Genomic DNA, 15597 nt, shown 5'->3' on the forward strand with positions numbered 1-15597 from the left:
AACTTATTAAGGATTTTTATAACTTATCAAAGGGAAGTCCTATAAACAATTTTACGATTCATTAAGACGAAAAATATCTTACTTTTGTTCCATTTTAGTTATCTGTTTTTTCTATAAAACGTTTATTTGGTTAGTTGATTTCGATCCTCAATCTGTGGGGGTTCTTCCATCCAGCCATTTTTGATCATAATTTTACCTCCATCTTGAGCAAAAGTAAAAATATCCTTTGCAAGCAGAGCCATTTTTGCAGGTAGGTCATTTCGTAAACTAAATGCACCTCCTAATGCATTACTTCCGAGACCAAATGAAGTTAACAAACTGGTGTTGTACATCATTAATTTATCAGAAAATGGTGGGATTTTTGAAGTAGTTGCTTTACCGGCATGAGTAGCTGGTGGTTCAATATAACTTTGGCGTAAAAATTCACCTAAATCGATTTCAATCTTCTTTGACAATTTCATCCCTTTTACAAGATAGTTTTGCACGTCCTTATTTGAAGCAACTTGGGCAAATCCAATCATTAATTGCATTCCTACAAGGTTTGTTTCAATGGCATGATGGATAAGAGAAACTTCTATTGTATTTAGGGATCTCGTTTCACTAAACAAATTAAAACTATTTCTATAATTTTTGTTCTCTACAAAATGAACTTCTTTAGGCATTGATACAAAAGCTGGACGTACCAATACCCCTTTTTCTAAAAGGAATTGAGTTGCTTGGCAGTTAATCTCTTGGGCTTCTGCTGTCAAATTGATAAAAAAATCATTAATATCTTTCCGATAGGACATACCACAAAAAAGTGAATAAAGGCTCATTTCCACTTTAGTCATCATATGCAAATACATGATATCAAACAGATAATCAAACAACTTTGGAACTCCTTTTTGTACATCACTTTCTGTAAAACCAATAGGAATAACCGCCTCTTCTTGTTGGAAAATACCTTTAATGATATCTATGGCTTTAGAAGCATTATTATAATGAGTTAGCAAAAGTTGTTTCTCTGCATTATCGGCGTGTTCTATAAAATGCTCTAACATTCTGATAATCATGGTTTTTTCTTGAAAGGTCATCCATAAATTTGCCAATTCTGATGATGTGATTGGAACATCCCTTGAAGTCATAATGCTAAATCCTCCTCTTTTTATTCACTTATTTTAACCTAAAGTAATGATTTTAATAAAAATAATTATTGCTTAGGATTAATAGTAAATGGGGGTAAATTGTATTTGTGAAGAAATACGGGGGCAAGAGTTGAAGGAACGGGGATTGCTGCGGCGGTCCTTTTTTCATAATTCAGCTAACAGGGAGGCTGGTTCCATATTAAGTACGGTTAACCGTATCATAAATTGAACAAGATCAATGAAGTACAAAAGGAAACCGTCACATTAAGGACGGTTTTTAATTTTTAATAAAATTCAAGTGGTATTTTAGAAGTTAATTTAAAATAAAGTTATTAGCACAAAATTAAGTAGTATGGGGGAATGAACATTGAAGATTACAACAATTATGTTATATGTTTTTATTTTGTTTAATATTATAGGCTTGCTCTATTGGATAGGTACAATGTTAAAAGACATATTAACTAAAAGCACTATTTAAGAACTACTATAATTTTTGTCTTTATTAGATGGTATGGAGATAGTTCTTTTGCCTTCTTTTTTATTGATGACCAACAGAGTATCTATTTTAAAATATTTATCGAGACTGAAGTGATATATATTTGACCTAAAAATAATTAATGAAAATGCACTTGTATAAAGAATAAGGCTAATTAAATTTATATTTCCAGAAAGTATAAAATTAATGTGCATAAAGAGACAAGAAAGGATGGAAGGTATGGTAAATAAACCTGCTATAAGAAATATACCAAGCATAATTTGGACAATTGGGATAACGTAGTTCAAAATCATTACATGTTCTAAAGCTATATTCTCTAAAAAAACTTTATAAAAGGGTGGGACATTGGACCTTTGTAATGAACTGATTAGATAATCCTTCAAAAATAAACCTGGTTGGTTAAACCATAACTTGTCAGTAATTTTAGTCACTCCTGCTAATAACCAACCTACTCCAAAAAGAATGCGCATTAAAACAATAAGTGATGGATACAATCCTACACATTTTTTTATTTTCATAAAATTTCTCTCCTTTATTTTTCCTAAGTAATTTTTTGCCCTAAGGAAACTTTTTAGTTAAAAAAGCACTAAAAGTTGTTTAAGTATTTTCCCTAATGAATTGTATGTCAAATAGGTTAAAATGTTTCCTCTTCACATAAAAGTTTCCTGTGCGCAAAATTTATCCGTAAATTTATTATTACCCGCCAGTTGGAACCGTTCTAAATGTTGCGGTTGGTGCAGGTAAAATAAGTATGGAACGTTTGATTAGAGCCATCACCCCGTTCCTCATCGTAGAAGTCGCTATTCTTTTCTTATTAATCTTTATTCCAGAATTAGTAACTGTTCCAATGGAGTTTTTCTCTGGGGAATAGGGAAGCACATATAGGGGGTCAACCACAATGTTAGTGACATTGGGTTAGACCCCTTACTTTATTTACAAACAATTTACCCGCAATTAACACTTTTAACTTGGTACCAAGTTATTCTTAAAGCATAGATAAAGGAGGGACCTACGTGAAAATTGAGTTACATTGTCATACGAATATTTCAGATTGTCCATTGTCGATTGATGAAGTATTGGAGTTAGCTCTTGCACAAGGGGTTACACACTTAGCGGTTACGAACCATGACACCACGAGAGGTCTTGAAGAGGCAGTTGAAACAGGAAAGAGATATGGAATTGAAGTCATTCCAGGTATTGAGATGTCAGGGTTTGATTTTAAAAGAGGCCGGCGTGCACACATTCTCGGTTATTTTATTGAACCTGGCAGTCATGAGGGGATTGAAACGATTTGTCAACCACTCGTTAACCAAAGACACAAAGCTTCTGAGGAAATGGTTGAAAGATTAATCGCTGCAGGGTATCAGATTTCATGGGAGCGTTGTAAGGAAATTGCTCATGGAGGAACAGGCGTTTATAAGCAGCATATCATGCATGCATTGATTGAAGCAGGATATACCACTTCCATTTATGGCCTGCTTTATAAAAAATTATTTAATCGCGGACAAAATGGTGAGGAGGAGGGAATTGCTTTTATTCCAATGAAATATATGGAGGCCAAAATAGCTGTTCAGGTTATTCTTCTTGCTGGAGGAGTACCCGTGCTTGCTCATCCGGGTCAGTATGGCAACTTTGAATTGGTGCCTGAATTAGTGGAAGCTGGATTGCAGGGCATCGAGGTTTGGCATCCGCTGCATGATGAGAAACATGAAGAACAAGCCAGACAGCTGGCAAGGAAATATGACCTTATCATGACAGGCGGTTCTGACTTTCATGGTGAGTATGGAGAACAACCTGTGCTGCTTGGGAGTAAAAGCCCTGGAATGGAGACTCTTGAAGCATTACTAGCGAGAAGAGGGCGGACTGCAAAAACCAATTCATTTCAATAAGGAGCTGAACCATTCCTATGCCATTTATCTATCAGCCCAAAAAAGAAAAGAAGCTATCCATCACTCCAAGCTTCGCTGATTCAAGTCATATTATCAATAGTTACGCAGGGGAATGGACGTCTATTGGAGAAAATAATCATATCATTGAGTCCACCTTTGGTGATTATACCTACACGATGGATGATGTGACGGTTAACTATGCGGAGATAGGTAAGTTTTGTTCGATTGCGTCCCACGTATGTATTAATCCGGTTCAGCACCCAATGGACCGAGTCAGCCAGCACCATATGACCTATCGAAAGGTGGCATACGACTTTGCTGATGAGGATGATGAAGGCCTTTTTAATTGGCGGAGGACGCAAACCGTGAAAATTGGTCATGATGTATGGATCGGTCATGGTGCGATTATTATGAAAGGCGTAGAGATTGGTACGGGAGCTGTCGTTGGATCGGGGGCGGTTGTGACGAAAGACGTTGAGCCGTATACGATCGTCGTTGGGGTTCCTGGCAAGCCCATTAAAAGAAGGTTTTCAAAAGAAGTAGCGGATCGATTGCTTGAAATTGCCTGGTGGGATTGGCCAAGGAAAAAACTTGAAGCCCATTTTGATGAATTAAACGATGTAGACGCCTTCCTAAAAAAGCACGGGTAAGTCCTAGTCCTGGATTAGGGCTTTTTCTAATAATTTACATAGACTTAACCTTAATTTTATATTCAGACGATATACTAGACATAGAGTTCGTGTCGAAAGGGGCAAGCCTTGATGTCTGAAAAAACTTTATTAGTAGATCGGTTGATTTCGGAAATAAGAGAAGGCAAATATAAGCCTAATGACAAATTACCATCGGAAAATGAACTGGCCGATCTGTATAAAGTACCAAGAATGGTGATTCGAAAGGTATATGAGCGCTTGCAGGAGCTTGGTTATATTTTTTCGAAGCAAGGAAAAGGCAGCTATGTTCAAAATCAGAAACTACAAATACCGCTTATTTTAACCGGAGATGTGAGTTTTACTGAAAAAATGAAGGAATTAAAGCATGATTCTAAGACAATCAATCTATCCTGTGAAAAAATTCCATACGATTCTTCCATTTATCATACCTTACAAGTGAACCGTGAAGACGCTGTGTATAAGATTAGTCGGTTACGCATCGTTGATGACTGTCCGATTGCTGTTCATACATCATACTTATCTCAATCTCTTTTTGAAAATATTGATAAGGATGGGCAGGAAATTTACTCAATTTTTCACTATTATCGACAACAAGGCTACACAGGTTTTCAATCGACTCGCAGCCAATTGAGTGTTGTTTTTCCAAGTAAAGTAGAACGAGATCTATTGAAATGTCCCAGCCTGGTACCCCTTTTACTCTTAGAATCAGGCTGTGTAGATCAGAAAACCGGGACAGTGCTTGAATATTCAAAGATTATGTATCGCAGTGATTGTTTTACTTATGTGATCTAAAGGTGTTGTTAGGTCCTGTCCGAAAGAAGGGGCATGCGTACGATTTGTCCTCAAGCCCCTCGATTAAAGACAAATCATTCTTTCCACCTAGTGCGATTTGTCCTCAAGCCCCTCGATTAAAGACAAATCTTTCTTTCCACCTCATGAGATTTGTCCCCAAGGCCCTTGATTGAAGACAAATCATTCTTTCCACCTCATGAGATTTGTCCCCAAGCCCCTCGATTGAAGACAAATCTTATTGGCCACTTATGAAATTTGTCCTCAAGCCCCTCGATTAAAGACAAATCTTTCTTTCCACCTCATGAGATTTGTCCCCAAGGCCCTTGATTGAAGACAAATCATTCTTTCCACCTCATGAGATTTGTCCCCAAGCCCCTCGATTGAAGACAAATCTTATTGGCCACTTATGAAATTTGTCCTCAAGCCCCTTGATTGAAGACAAATCATTCTTTCCACCTCATGAGATTTGTCCCCAAGCCCCTCGATTGAAGACAAATCTTTCTTTCCACCTCATGAGATTTGTCCCCAAGCCCCTGGATTAAAGACAAATCATTCTTTCCATCTTGTGCGATTTGTCCCCAAGCCCCTCGATTGAAGACAAATCTACCTTTCCACCTTGTGCGATTTGTCCTCAAGCCCCTCGATTAAAGACAAATCTTTCTAGCCACTCATGAGATTTGTCCCCAAGGCCCTAGATTGAAGACAAATCATTCTTTCCACCTCATGAGATTTGTCCCCAAGCCCCTCGATTAAAGACAAATCTTTCTAGCCACTCATGAGATTTGTCCCCAAGCTCCTCGATTAAAGACAAATCTTTCTTTCCACCTCATGAGATTTGTCCTCAAGCCCCTCGATTAAAGACAAATCTTTCTGGCCACTCATGAGATTTGTCCTCAAGCCCTAAGTTAAATCAGTTAAAAAACAACAATCAATGCGAAAACCGCCTTTTAAAAAAATCGGCCATTAAGAAGCCGATTTTTTTATTTACAGAAGCAAACAATTCAAACGTCATTTACAAAACCCATACAAACTTAACCATCCTTTTACGTTCGCTCACTTGGCAACAAGATAGAGTTAAACATGTAGAACAAAGACAGTAGGAGGCCTTAGATGAAAAGAAGACGAAGAACAGAGATTTTAATCAATGGCTCTCAAAAACTAGCAGAGGACATGGCCCATTGTATACAAGATAAATACCAGGTGAAGGTCATTCAAGAGCCAGAAAGTGGCTTAGTGATGTTGAAAGTCCGAGAAACTTCCCAAAAAAGCCTGTTTTATCCCGGTGAAGTGTTGGTAACAGAATGTAAGGTTCAAATACTAGGAAACATTGGAATTGGCATCGTGGCGGGAGATCAGCCTGAGCTTTCGTATCATCTCGCTGTGATTGACGCCGCGTTTGAAGCGATGATGCCTGAAACGATTAGGTGGATGGAGTTGCTGCTTGAAAACGAGGAGAAAGTCATTCAGGAGCAGAAAGCTGCTGCCAGCCATTCTATCTTAAAAACAAAAGTAAACTTTGAAACGATGGATGTTTAATGAGGAGGAAAAGATTTTGACACTAGATATCGTTCACGATCTTCAATCTGTTTATCGAAAATTGGTGGATTCTACTTCAAGACCAGGACTCATTTCCGATTTGAGGAAGGAGGCAGCTTTAGTAGAAGAAGAGGATAAAAATAGCTGCAGTGCTTCTGTTTTATTGGTAGCCCAAACCTTATTTGATCAGGAAGTTTCTTTTAAGGTTTTTTCACCTCAAGCAGATAGTGTTTCGAAGACTATTAATCAGTTAACCTATGCAAAGCCGACAGAAGCAAAGAAGGCTGATTTTCTATTAATCCTTCAAGATGCTGAGAAAGGTTGTTTTGAAGAGGCCATTAACCATGCGAAGGTTGGGACGTTAAAAAACCCACATAAATCTGCCTTCCTTATCGTTGAAGCAAAATCTGTGACAAGCGGAGAAGCCCTATTGCTAAAGGGGCCAGGAATTCATACAACAGAACTTATTCATATGGATGTCAATGAAACCTGGGTGGAAAGCCGCCAGGAAAAAAACAAGGAATATCCGTTAGGGATTGATTTGATTTTTATCGATCAACATCATCAGCTAATCGCATTGCCTAGAACCACACAAATTACTAGGAATCGGGTGATGGGTTAATGGGTTATGTTGCCGTAAAAGGTGGTACGCGTGCGATTGAAGAGTCAATCAAAACTTTGAAATATGAAAGAGTCCGTCATGGACAAACTTTAGAAGTAGAAAAAATTAAAGCCGGTATGCGCGGATTGGTTGATCAGGTGATGTCCGAAAGCAGTTTATACAATGAGACGTTGGCTGCCCTGGCGATCAAACAAGCAGAAGGAAATCCAGAAGAGGCCGTCTTTCTGTTAAGAGCTTATCGTTCGACGGTCCCTCGAAAGCATTATTCCAGAGTAATCGAAACAGAACAAATGAATGTGGAGCGCCGGATCTCGGCAAGCTTTAAAGATATCCCCGGTGGACAAATCCTTGGGGCAACAACTGATTATACCCATCGGCTGCTCGATTTTAACTTAATGGATGAAAGTGACGCAGACGTCCAGGAATGGCTTCATCATTATCTAAAGGAAAGCTTTCCAGGCGATGAGCAAAGGCTGACGTTACCAAAGGTGCTCGATTATTTGCGTAAAGAGGGCTTAATCCCCCCTTGCGAAAACAACGACATTGAACCGGATGATGTAACGAGAGAAAGTCTGGAATTTCCTTCGAGCAGAAGTCAACGACTGCAAATTTTAACAAGAGGTGAAACAGGGGCTGTTACTTCCCTTGCTTATGCGGTCATTAGGGGATATGGAGCCTTGCATCCGACTGTCGGCGAGCTTCGCGTTGGCACCTTGCCCGTTACGATTGATCATCCAACCGATGCAGGTGATGAGGATGATGCCTTTTATATTGGCGAAGTAAAGGTCACCGAAACGGAAATGCTCATGCCGGTTACGGTTGAAAAAGAATACGGAAAAAAAGAATTAGAGTTTGAAATCGGCTACGGCCTTGTGTTTGGCCAAAATGAAACAAAGGCGATTGCAATGGGTATTTTAGATAATTGTCTTGAACATCCATCGCTGGAATTTCCTAGCCATAATGAAGAATTTGTTCTTTATCATATTGATTCAGTGGAATCGACGGGCTTTATTTCGCATTTGAAAATGCCTCATTATGTTACCTTCCAATCCAAGCTTGACAGCGTACGGAAAACGAAGAAAGAAGGGTCGAAACATGAGGAAAAACAAGAGGTGAAAAGGTGATGAATACAGCCTATAACTTTGCTTTTTTTGACGAAGGTTCAAAAAGAGAAATTAGAAGAGCGACGCTAAAGGCGATTGGTATACCTGGTTACCAAGTTCCATTTGCCTCAAGAGAAATGCCGATTGGCAGAGGATGGGGAACTGGCGGTTTGCAGTTAACGCTATCGTTAATTGGCAAAAAGGATGTTCTAAAAGTCATTGATCAAGGATCGGATGAATCCGTTAATGCGGTCAATATTAAAAAGCTCGTTTCTGATACGACTGGGGTGGAAACAACGGACCATACCGCTCTTGCAACCCTTATTCAATCGAGACATCGAATTCCCGAGGTGCCGCTAAGACAGGATCAAATTCTCATTTTGCAGGTGCCGCTTCCTGAACCGCTCCGCTATTATGAGCCGAGCGAGAATGAAACGAAAAAACTTCACGCAGAGAAAGAATATAGTGGTGCTTGGTTAATGCTGTTTGAACAGATTATGAAATATGGAAGTATGACAACAGGTGCGGATCACCCTGTGATGGTTCATGATCGATATGTAATGGCACCGAGTCCGATTCCGCGATTTGATAATCCGAAAATGCATGAAAGTGAAGCACTCATTCTGTTAGGAGCGGGTCGTGAAAAGAAAGTGTACGCTGTCCCGCCGTATACAAAGGTCGTATCGCTCGATTTTGAAGATTATCCGTTTGAGCCGGAGTCCTTTCTTGACAAGCAGTGCAGGTTATGTGGTTCAACGGGGGTCTTTTTGGATGAGCTTGTAGATGAAGGAACCAATGAAACGTTCTATCAATGTAATGATACAAGCTATTGTATTGAAACATTAAATGAAGTCGAACCATTTGGAGTGAAATAAATGGCTGAATTTGAAGTACCGGTGTTGTCGATTAAAAACTTAAATAAGCAGTTTGGTAAAGGATGTTTACATTGCCAAGACGGAGAAACTCTCGTTAAAAATTATTGTCCGATTTGTGGAACGGTTTATGCCTGTAGAGATGTATCCTTTGATGTTTTTCCCGGAGAAGTTCTTGGTATTGTCGGAGAGAGTGGCAGTGGAAAATCCACATTGATGCAATGCCTTTACTTTGACCAGGAAGTATCACAAGGAGAGGCCTATCTAGCAGACTACCATAATGGTGAGAAGAATCTGTTTCAAGAGTCCTCTCAGCAGCAACGCTATATTCGTAACAACATCATGGGGAAAGTCTATCAAAATCCTTTATTGGGTTTAAAAATGAACTTTTCATCGATTGGGAATATTGCCGAGAAGCTGATAGCAGCTGGCCACCAACATGTTGGCATGATGGAAAACAGAGGGACGGAACTTCTAAATAAAGTAAACATCCCTGTGCATCGCCGAAAAGAGGCGCCGAAAAACTTTTCGGGGGGAATGCAGCAGCGGGTTCAAATTGCCAAAGCTCTTTCCAATCGCCCTCCGCTTCTTTTACTAGATGAAGTAACGACTGGGTTGGATCTTTCGGTACAAGCGAGTGTCCTCGACTTAATTAAAAGTCTGCAGCGCGAATTAAATATCAGTATTGTTCTCGTTTCACATGATTTAGGCGTTATTCGTATGCTCGCAGACAGAACACTCGTGATGTTGGAGGGAAGGGTGATTGAGCAAGGGTTAACGGATCAAATCCTCGAGGACCCGCAGCACCGATATACACAGCAGCTTGTTCATTCCTTGCTGTAAGGCTGCCATACTGAAATTTAGGGGGAAGTAGTTTGTTTGTGATTACAAATGGAAGATTAATCACCGAAGAAGCGGTTTTGCATGGCTATGATCTGTTAATTGAAGAGGATAGAATTACGAAAATTGCTCCTAAAGGTGAGATTAAATTTGAGGAACAGATAGAGGTAATTGATGCAGCAGGAGGCTATATTTCTCCAGGATTTATCGATATCCATTCGGACTACATTGAGCATATGGCTGCACCTCGACCGACCTCACTGATGAATTTTGATTTGGCTTTACGAGAAACAGAGAAACAGCTTATCTCTCATGGTATTACGACGATGTTCCATTCTCTTTCCTTGTTCAAAGGGAGTGATTATGAATATAAGCCGATTCGTGAGCCTGAAAATGTTCGGAAGTTTATTGATTTAATCGACCGGACCCACAGAATGAAGCACCTGGTCCGCCATCGATTCCATGCAAGATTTGAGATTGATAATGTGGAAGAAGTAGAAAATCTCAAAGGCTATATAAAAGAGAACAAAGTCCATTTAGTTTCATTTATGGATCATACTCCTGGACAGGGTCAGTATCGTCACCTGGAAATTTACCGAAATACCGTGAAAAGCTATAACAATCTCAGTGATTCATCGATTGATGTACTCATTCATAATCACCAAACGAAGGAGAAGCTGTCGATTGAAGATATAAAGGAAATCACGCAGCTTGCGCATGATCACCATATTGCCGTTGCTTCCCATGATGACGATAGCCTTGAAAAGCTCGAACTCATTTCCAGCTTTGGGACGACCATTAGTGAATTTCCCATCACGTTAGAGGTAGCACGCCGAGCGAAGGAGCTTGGCATGTATACGATTGCCGGTGCTCCAAATGTCCTCCTTGGCGGTTCTCACAGTGGAAACTTGGGCGCAGCTGAAGCGATTCAATACCAATGTATTGATATCTTGTGCAGTGATTACTATCCGGCCGCGATGCTTCATTCCATCTTTGAGCTGGTTGAAAACTATGGGATGGATTTAGTTGACATGATAAAGCTTGTCAGTATTAACCCTGCAAAAGCTGTAAAAATGGATCGAGAAATTGGCTCAATCCGTGAAGGAAAGAAAGCAGACTTACTGATCATTGAAAAAATTAGTGATGATTTTCCAGTGATTACGGGAGTATTTGTGGACGGAAAACTGATTCAAAAGACCAATTATCGAATTTAACGCTTATTTTAGAAAGCAGGTGAGTGGGTGAAGACCCTTCTAGAGATTAAGAACTTATCCAAATCGTTTGACCTTCATAATTTGGGAAAACATATCCGGGCTGTCAGCAGTGTGGATATTCAGATAAAAGAAGGAGAATTTGTCGGGATTACGGGGAAAAGCGGAAGCGGCAAGTCGACCATTTTAAAATGTATTTATGGAACGTATCGGATCCAGCAAGGGAGTATTTGGTACCATTCAAAAAAGTTCGGGCGAATTAATTTAGCAGAGGCAACGGAACGAGAACTGCTTTATTTAAGGAAGCATGAAATCGGCTATGTATCCCAATTTTTAAATGTCATGCCGCGAACGACGGCTCGGCAGCTTGTGAAACAAGCCATCCTTGAAATGGGGGACGATCATGACTTGGCGGAAAAAGAAACGGAGAAGATTCTCGCGCATTTTGAATTGGATGAAGAATTATGGGGCAGCTACCCAACCACTTTTTCCGGAGGTGAAAAGCTGAGGCTTAATATCGCACGGGCGATGGTAAAAAAACCGAGATTATTGCTATTAGATGAACCTACAGCAAGTTTGGATCATGATTCTAAACTAAAGGTGAAACTTCTCATTGAACAGCTCATGAAGGAAGGAACAACGATGCTTGGAATCTTTCATGACCTTGAGTTTATGAATAATTTATGTAATCAAGAGTACAACATGCAAAATGGAATTTTCTCTCATTCTACTAGTTTTACCAACTCTTAACAAATCTTTATATAAGATTAATAGCAGCTTGACAATTTGTTGTTACAGTATGGAAGTAGCCAAATTTTAAAAAAAGAGCGAGGAGTTTGATGATGAAAAAGACGTTATTATTTTTACTTTCTTTAGTTATGTTAGTCGTATTTGCGGGTTGTTCAGCTTCTGCGGGAGCTGGAGATAAAGATACCCTCACCATCGCTTGGCTTCCAAATGAATCTGGGGCAGATCTTACCGAAGCTCGTGATGAAATTGGAAAAATAATCGAAGAGAAAACAGGTAAAAAGGTCGAGCATCAAACAACGACAGATTATATTGTTGCGATTGAAGCAATAGCCAATGGAAATGCGGATTTGGCTTTCTTAGGAGCACAAGGCTACATTGAAGCACATAACAAAAATGACAAAGTTCTTCCTTTGGTAGTTCCATCTGGTGCTTCTGGTACCTTGGATGATGCGGTATATTATAGCTGGTTAGCCGTAAATAAAGACAATGTCGATGAATATCAGAATGGCGATGAGTTTGTGATTGACTCGATTCAAGGCAAGAAATTCTCATTTGTATCTAATAGTTCAACATCTGGTTTTAAAGTTCCATCAACAGGAATCGTTGATTACTTCAGTAAAATGGGTGAGTTCAAAGACTTAACAGCAGAAGATTTGCTTGAAGGCGGCGAGGATAAATTCTTTAGCGAAGTTTTATACGGTGGTTCACACCAAGGTTCAGCGGTCAATCTTTTATCAGGAAAAGCGGATGTAGCAGCTTTCTGTGATACATGTGTGAACAATTATGTAGAACTAGCTGATGGGGAAGTGAACCGTCCTGGTGCGGTTTATAAGGTAAAAAGTGATGCAGCGGAACCATTTAACACCGTAGTTGGAAAAGAATTTTCTCTTATCTCTGTTACTCCAGTTCTAAATGCACCATTTGTCATCAACACAGAGACTGTGAATGAAGATCTTCAAGCTCAACTTCTTGAAGTGATGACATCGGATGAGATTACGAACAACGAAAAAGTCTTCGTTCCAGAGGATTCTGAGTTTTCAGGCTTGTTTAAGAAAACGGCAGACGAGCGCTTAGTAGAAGTAGAGGATGCTTGGTTCAACCCAATTCGTGAGCTTTCTAAATAAGTAACCAAATAGTAAGGAGAGTTAACCTATGACAGTCTTATTAGAAGTAAATCATGTTTCCAAACAATTTGGGCGTGATACGAAGGCGTTATCAGATGTTAACTTCTCCGTTCATGAAGGAGAGTTTGTTTCGATCATCGGTCCATCTGGAGCGGGGAAATCCACTCTCCTTCGTTGTATTAATCGGATGATTGATGCAACGAGCGGTGAAATTATCTTTGATAACATGAACGTGATGAATCTGAAGAAAAAGGACTTAAAATTGATCCGCACGAAAATTGGAATGATTTTTCAGCACTATAATCTAGTCAATCGCTTAAGTGTGATCGAAAATACGCTTCATGGCAATTTAGGAAAAAAATCAACATTGGCTGGAGTTTTCGGTCTTTATAATCAAGAAGAAAAGGAGCAGGCAGTTAATCTTCTAAAAGTTCTTGGTTTAGAACAACACATTTATAAACGTGCGGATCAATTGAGCGGCGGTCAAAAGCAGCGAGTTGGAATCGCTCGTGCGCTGATTCAAAATCCTCGGATGCTATTGTGTGATGAGCCCATTGCTTCACTTGATCCCAATTCTGCCAAGACCATTATGGATCACTTGAAAAACATTTCAAGGACAATGGGCATTACCGTTCTTGTAAATCTCCATCAAGTGGATGTGGCGTTGAAGTACAGTGATAAAATCATCGGGGTTAACCATGGTCAAGTTGTTTATAATGGCTCGCCTAAAAACATAACAAAAGAAGATATTCAGCGAATTTACGGATCGGAAGCTGAGGATCTTATTTTTGATGTAGGAGGCATCCATGCAAGCTGATTACTTTGCAAAAAAGAAACGAAATACCCTGGGGTTCCTATCCATTTTAGGAGTTGTCACGGTACTAGCCATTATCATCACTGAGTACAATGTCGCCAAAGGCTTTACTTCTCTACCAAAAGCAGTGGAATGGGGTTTGGCGAACTTTTATCCAACGCAGGAGTCATTAACGAAACTGCCTGATATTCTCGATAAGCTAATCGAAACGCTGTTGGTTTCGATTGCAGCAACGACTACGGGTGCTGTATTTGCTTTACTCTTTGCGATTCTTGGCTCGAATACAACGAGAGTCAATGCCTTTTTTGGTAGTATTAGCAGAGGAATTGCGACCATTTTTCGAAATATCGATGTGGCGGCCTGGGCGATGATTCTACTATTCTCATTCGGTCAAAGTTCATTAACAGGTTATTTTGCCTTGTTTTTTGGTTCGTTTGGCTTTTTAACAAGAGCTTTTGTTGAAACAATTGATGAGGTCAGCGGCGGTTCGGTTGAAGCGTTACAAGCGACTGGGGCGGGTTACTTTTCGATTATCTTTCAGTCGGTGATTCCATCAAGCCTTCCACAAATGATCAGCTGGATCTTATTTATGATTGAAACAAATATAAGAAGTGCCACCCTGATTGGGCTGCTTACTGGCTCAGGAATTGGGTTTACTTTTAACTTGTATTATAAGAATTTAAACTATGATGTCGCCGCTTTGGTTGTTGTCGTCATTATCGCAGCAATATTATTCATAGAAACTGTATCGAATTACGTCAGAAGGGTGGTTCTGTAATGGAAGCAAATGAACAAATAACCTCAGCAAAACAATTACTGGAGCCACACCTGCATAAAAAAATTAGAATAAAAACGGTGACGAAATCGTCTGTTGTTTTAAGAAGCACCATTGTCGTCCTAACACTTCTATCCATTTACGCATTTTATAGTTTCGACTACAAAGAGCTCAATGTTGGAGAAGCGGTTCTATCCACTTTTGCGAACCTAAAAGCAATGTTTCTAGAGCCACATCTTGAGCATTTTACCTTTACCCACGCGCTTTATCAAGTTTTTGTCACATTGGGTCTCGCTTTTTTAACCACTTTGTTTGGAGCGATCATCGCAGTATTTTTGGGATTACTAGCTGCTGAAAATCTGACGAATAAACGAGTTTCTACTGTGATTAAGGGATTTGTGGCTCTTATAAGAGCCGTTCCGACCGTTTTATGGGTGTTAATCTTTGCGGTTGCGGCAGGCCTTGGGAGTGTGGCCGCTGTCATAGGAATGACGTTCCATTCAGTCAGCTATTTAGTAAAGGCGTATTCTGAGTCCTTTGAAGAATTAGACAAGGGAGTGATCGAAGCCCTTCAAGCGAGCGGAGCAAACTGGTGGCAGATTATCTTTCAAGCTGTTATTCCGTCCTCTCTCACGTATATGATTTCGTGGACATTCCTTCGATTTGAAATTAACTTCGCGGTTGCCATCGCAATGGGAGCTGCAGCAGGTGCTGGTGGAATCGGCTTTGACATGTTCATGGCCAGCAATTTCTACTTAGACATAAGGGAAATCGGGGCCATCACCTATTTCATCCTAGCCATTGCCATCCTTCTGGAAATTGTTGCAATCCGATTAAAAAAGAAGCTAAAGGTCAATGGGTAGGGGGACATGGGGACGGTTCTTGTGGTCCAAAGTTAACAAAAAAAACCATGAGAACCGTCCCTGAAAGTGTGGAGAGTTGAGCTCTCCACTTTTTTTTGTCTAATGGTATGGCTAT

At 39.9% G+C, this 15597-nt stretch carries 17 protein-coding genes; 15 read left to right on the forward strand and 2 right to left on the reverse strand.

Annotated features, from left to right (window positions below):
• Positions 1-122: 122 nt before the first annotated feature.
• Both QFZ28_RS04880 and QFZ28_RS04885 read right to left on the reverse strand, forming a co-directional pair.
• Entirely contained in the window at positions 123-1127 is a 1005-nt protein-coding gene (locus QFZ28_RS04880; protein WP_307196951.1) for a DUF3231 family protein, read from the reverse strand.
• 471 nt (positions 1128-1598) lie between these two features.
• Positions 1599-2138, reverse strand: coding sequence for a DoxX family membrane protein (locus tag QFZ28_RS04885; RefSeq protein WP_307193614.1), 540 nt, complete (start codon positions 2136-2138; stop codon positions 1599-1601).
• A gap of 170 nt (positions 2139-2308) precedes the next feature.
• On the opposite strand from QFZ28_RS04885, the gene QFZ28_RS29685 reads away from it, so the two are divergent.
• The 15 genes from QFZ28_RS29685 (at position 2309) to QFZ28_RS04955 (ending at position 15482) form a co-directional block, all read left to right on the forward strand.
• Positions 2309-2491, forward strand: a complete 183-nt coding sequence (locus QFZ28_RS29685) for a TRAP transporter large permease subunit (RefSeq protein ID WP_373428117.1) — start codon at positions 2309-2311, stop codon at positions 2489-2491.
• A gap of 142 nt (positions 2492-2633) precedes the next feature.
• Positions 2634-3509, forward strand: coding sequence for a PHP domain-containing protein (locus tag QFZ28_RS04890; RefSeq protein ID WP_307193615.1), 876 nt, complete (start codon positions 2634-2636; stop codon positions 3507-3509).
• Positions 3510-3526: 17 nt separating this feature from the next.
• Positions 3527-4159 carry a DapH/DapD/GlmU-related protein gene (locus QFZ28_RS04895; RefSeq protein ID WP_307193616.1) on the forward strand — a complete coding sequence of 211 codons (633 nt, stop codon included), beginning with the start codon at positions 3527-3529 and terminating at the stop codon, positions 4157-4159.
• Positions 4160-4270: 111 nt separating this feature from the next.
• Positions 4271-4972: a GntR family transcriptional regulator gene (locus QFZ28_RS04900; protein WP_307193617.1), complete on the forward strand. Its 702-nt coding sequence runs from the start codon at positions 4271-4273 to the stop codon at positions 4970-4972.
• Positions 4973-6082: 1110 nt separating this feature from the next.
• Entirely contained in the window at positions 6083-6508 is a 426-nt protein-coding gene (gene phnG / locus QFZ28_RS04905; protein ID WP_307193618.1) for a phosphonate C-P lyase system protein PhnG, read from the forward strand.
• Positions 6509-6524: 16 nt separating this feature from the next.
• A complete protein-coding gene (phnH, locus tag QFZ28_RS04910; RefSeq protein WP_307193619.1) occupies positions 6525-7130 on the forward strand; it encodes a phosphonate C-P lyase system protein PhnH in 606 nt (201 codons plus the stop codon).
• On the forward strand, positions 7130-8254 hold the full coding sequence (locus QFZ28_RS04915) for a carbon-phosphorus lyase complex subunit PhnI (RefSeq protein ID WP_307193620.1): 1125 nt from the start codon (positions 7130-7132) through the stop codon (positions 8252-8254). The genes phnH and QFZ28_RS04915 overlap by 1 nt, the downstream gene beginning before the upstream one ends.
• Positions 8254-9108, forward strand: coding sequence for an alpha-D-ribose 1-methylphosphonate 5-phosphate C-P-lyase PhnJ (locus QFZ28_RS04920; protein ID WP_307193621.1), 855 nt, complete (start codon positions 8254-8256; stop codon positions 9106-9108). The genes QFZ28_RS04915 and QFZ28_RS04920 overlap by 1 nt, the downstream gene beginning before the upstream one ends.
• Positions 9109-9948: an ATP-binding cassette domain-containing protein gene (locus tag QFZ28_RS04925; protein WP_307193622.1), complete on the forward strand. Its 840-nt coding sequence runs from the start codon at positions 9109-9111 to the stop codon at positions 9946-9948.
• Between the two features lie 32 nt (positions 9949-9980).
• Positions 9981-11159, forward strand: coding sequence for a phosphonate metabolism protein PhnM (gene phnM, locus QFZ28_RS04930; RefSeq protein ID WP_307193623.1), 1179 nt, complete (start codon positions 9981-9983; stop codon positions 11157-11159).
• Between the two features lie 27 nt (positions 11160-11186).
• Positions 11187-11906 (forward strand): phosphonate C-P lyase system protein PhnL, encoded by a 720-nt coding sequence (locus tag QFZ28_RS04935; RefSeq protein ID WP_307193624.1) that lies wholly within the window; start codon positions 11187-11189, stop codon positions 11904-11906.
• Between the two features lie 92 nt (positions 11907-11998).
• The gene (gene phnD / locus QFZ28_RS04940) at positions 11999-13030 is read left to right on the forward strand and encodes a phosphate/phosphite/phosphonate ABC transporter substrate-binding protein (protein ID WP_307193625.1); all 1032 of its coding nucleotides are present in this window, start codon (positions 11999-12001) and stop codon (positions 13028-13030) included.
• A gap of 28 nt (positions 13031-13058) precedes the next feature.
• Positions 13059-13847 (forward strand): phosphonate ABC transporter ATP-binding protein, encoded by a 789-nt coding sequence (gene phnC, locus QFZ28_RS04945; RefSeq protein WP_307193626.1) that lies wholly within the window; start codon positions 13059-13061, stop codon positions 13845-13847.
• Positions 13837-14622 carry a PhnE/PtxC family ABC transporter permease gene (locus QFZ28_RS04950; RefSeq protein WP_307193627.1) on the forward strand — a complete coding sequence of 262 codons (786 nt, stop codon included), beginning with the start codon at positions 13837-13839 and terminating at the stop codon, positions 14620-14622. The genes phnC and QFZ28_RS04950 overlap by 11 nt, the downstream gene beginning before the upstream one ends.
• Positions 14622-15482, forward strand: a complete 861-nt coding sequence (locus QFZ28_RS04955; protein ID WP_307193628.1) for a PhnE/PtxC family ABC transporter permease — start codon at positions 14622-14624, stop codon at positions 15480-15482. The genes QFZ28_RS04950 and QFZ28_RS04955 overlap by 1 nt, the downstream gene beginning before the upstream one ends.
• Positions 15483-15597 lie beyond the last annotated feature (115 nt).

Origin of the sequence: Neobacillus niacini, from assembly GCF_030817695.1 — a bacterium.
GTDB lineage: Bacteria > Bacillota > Bacilli > Bacillales > Cytobacillaceae > Neobacillus > Neobacillus niacini_F.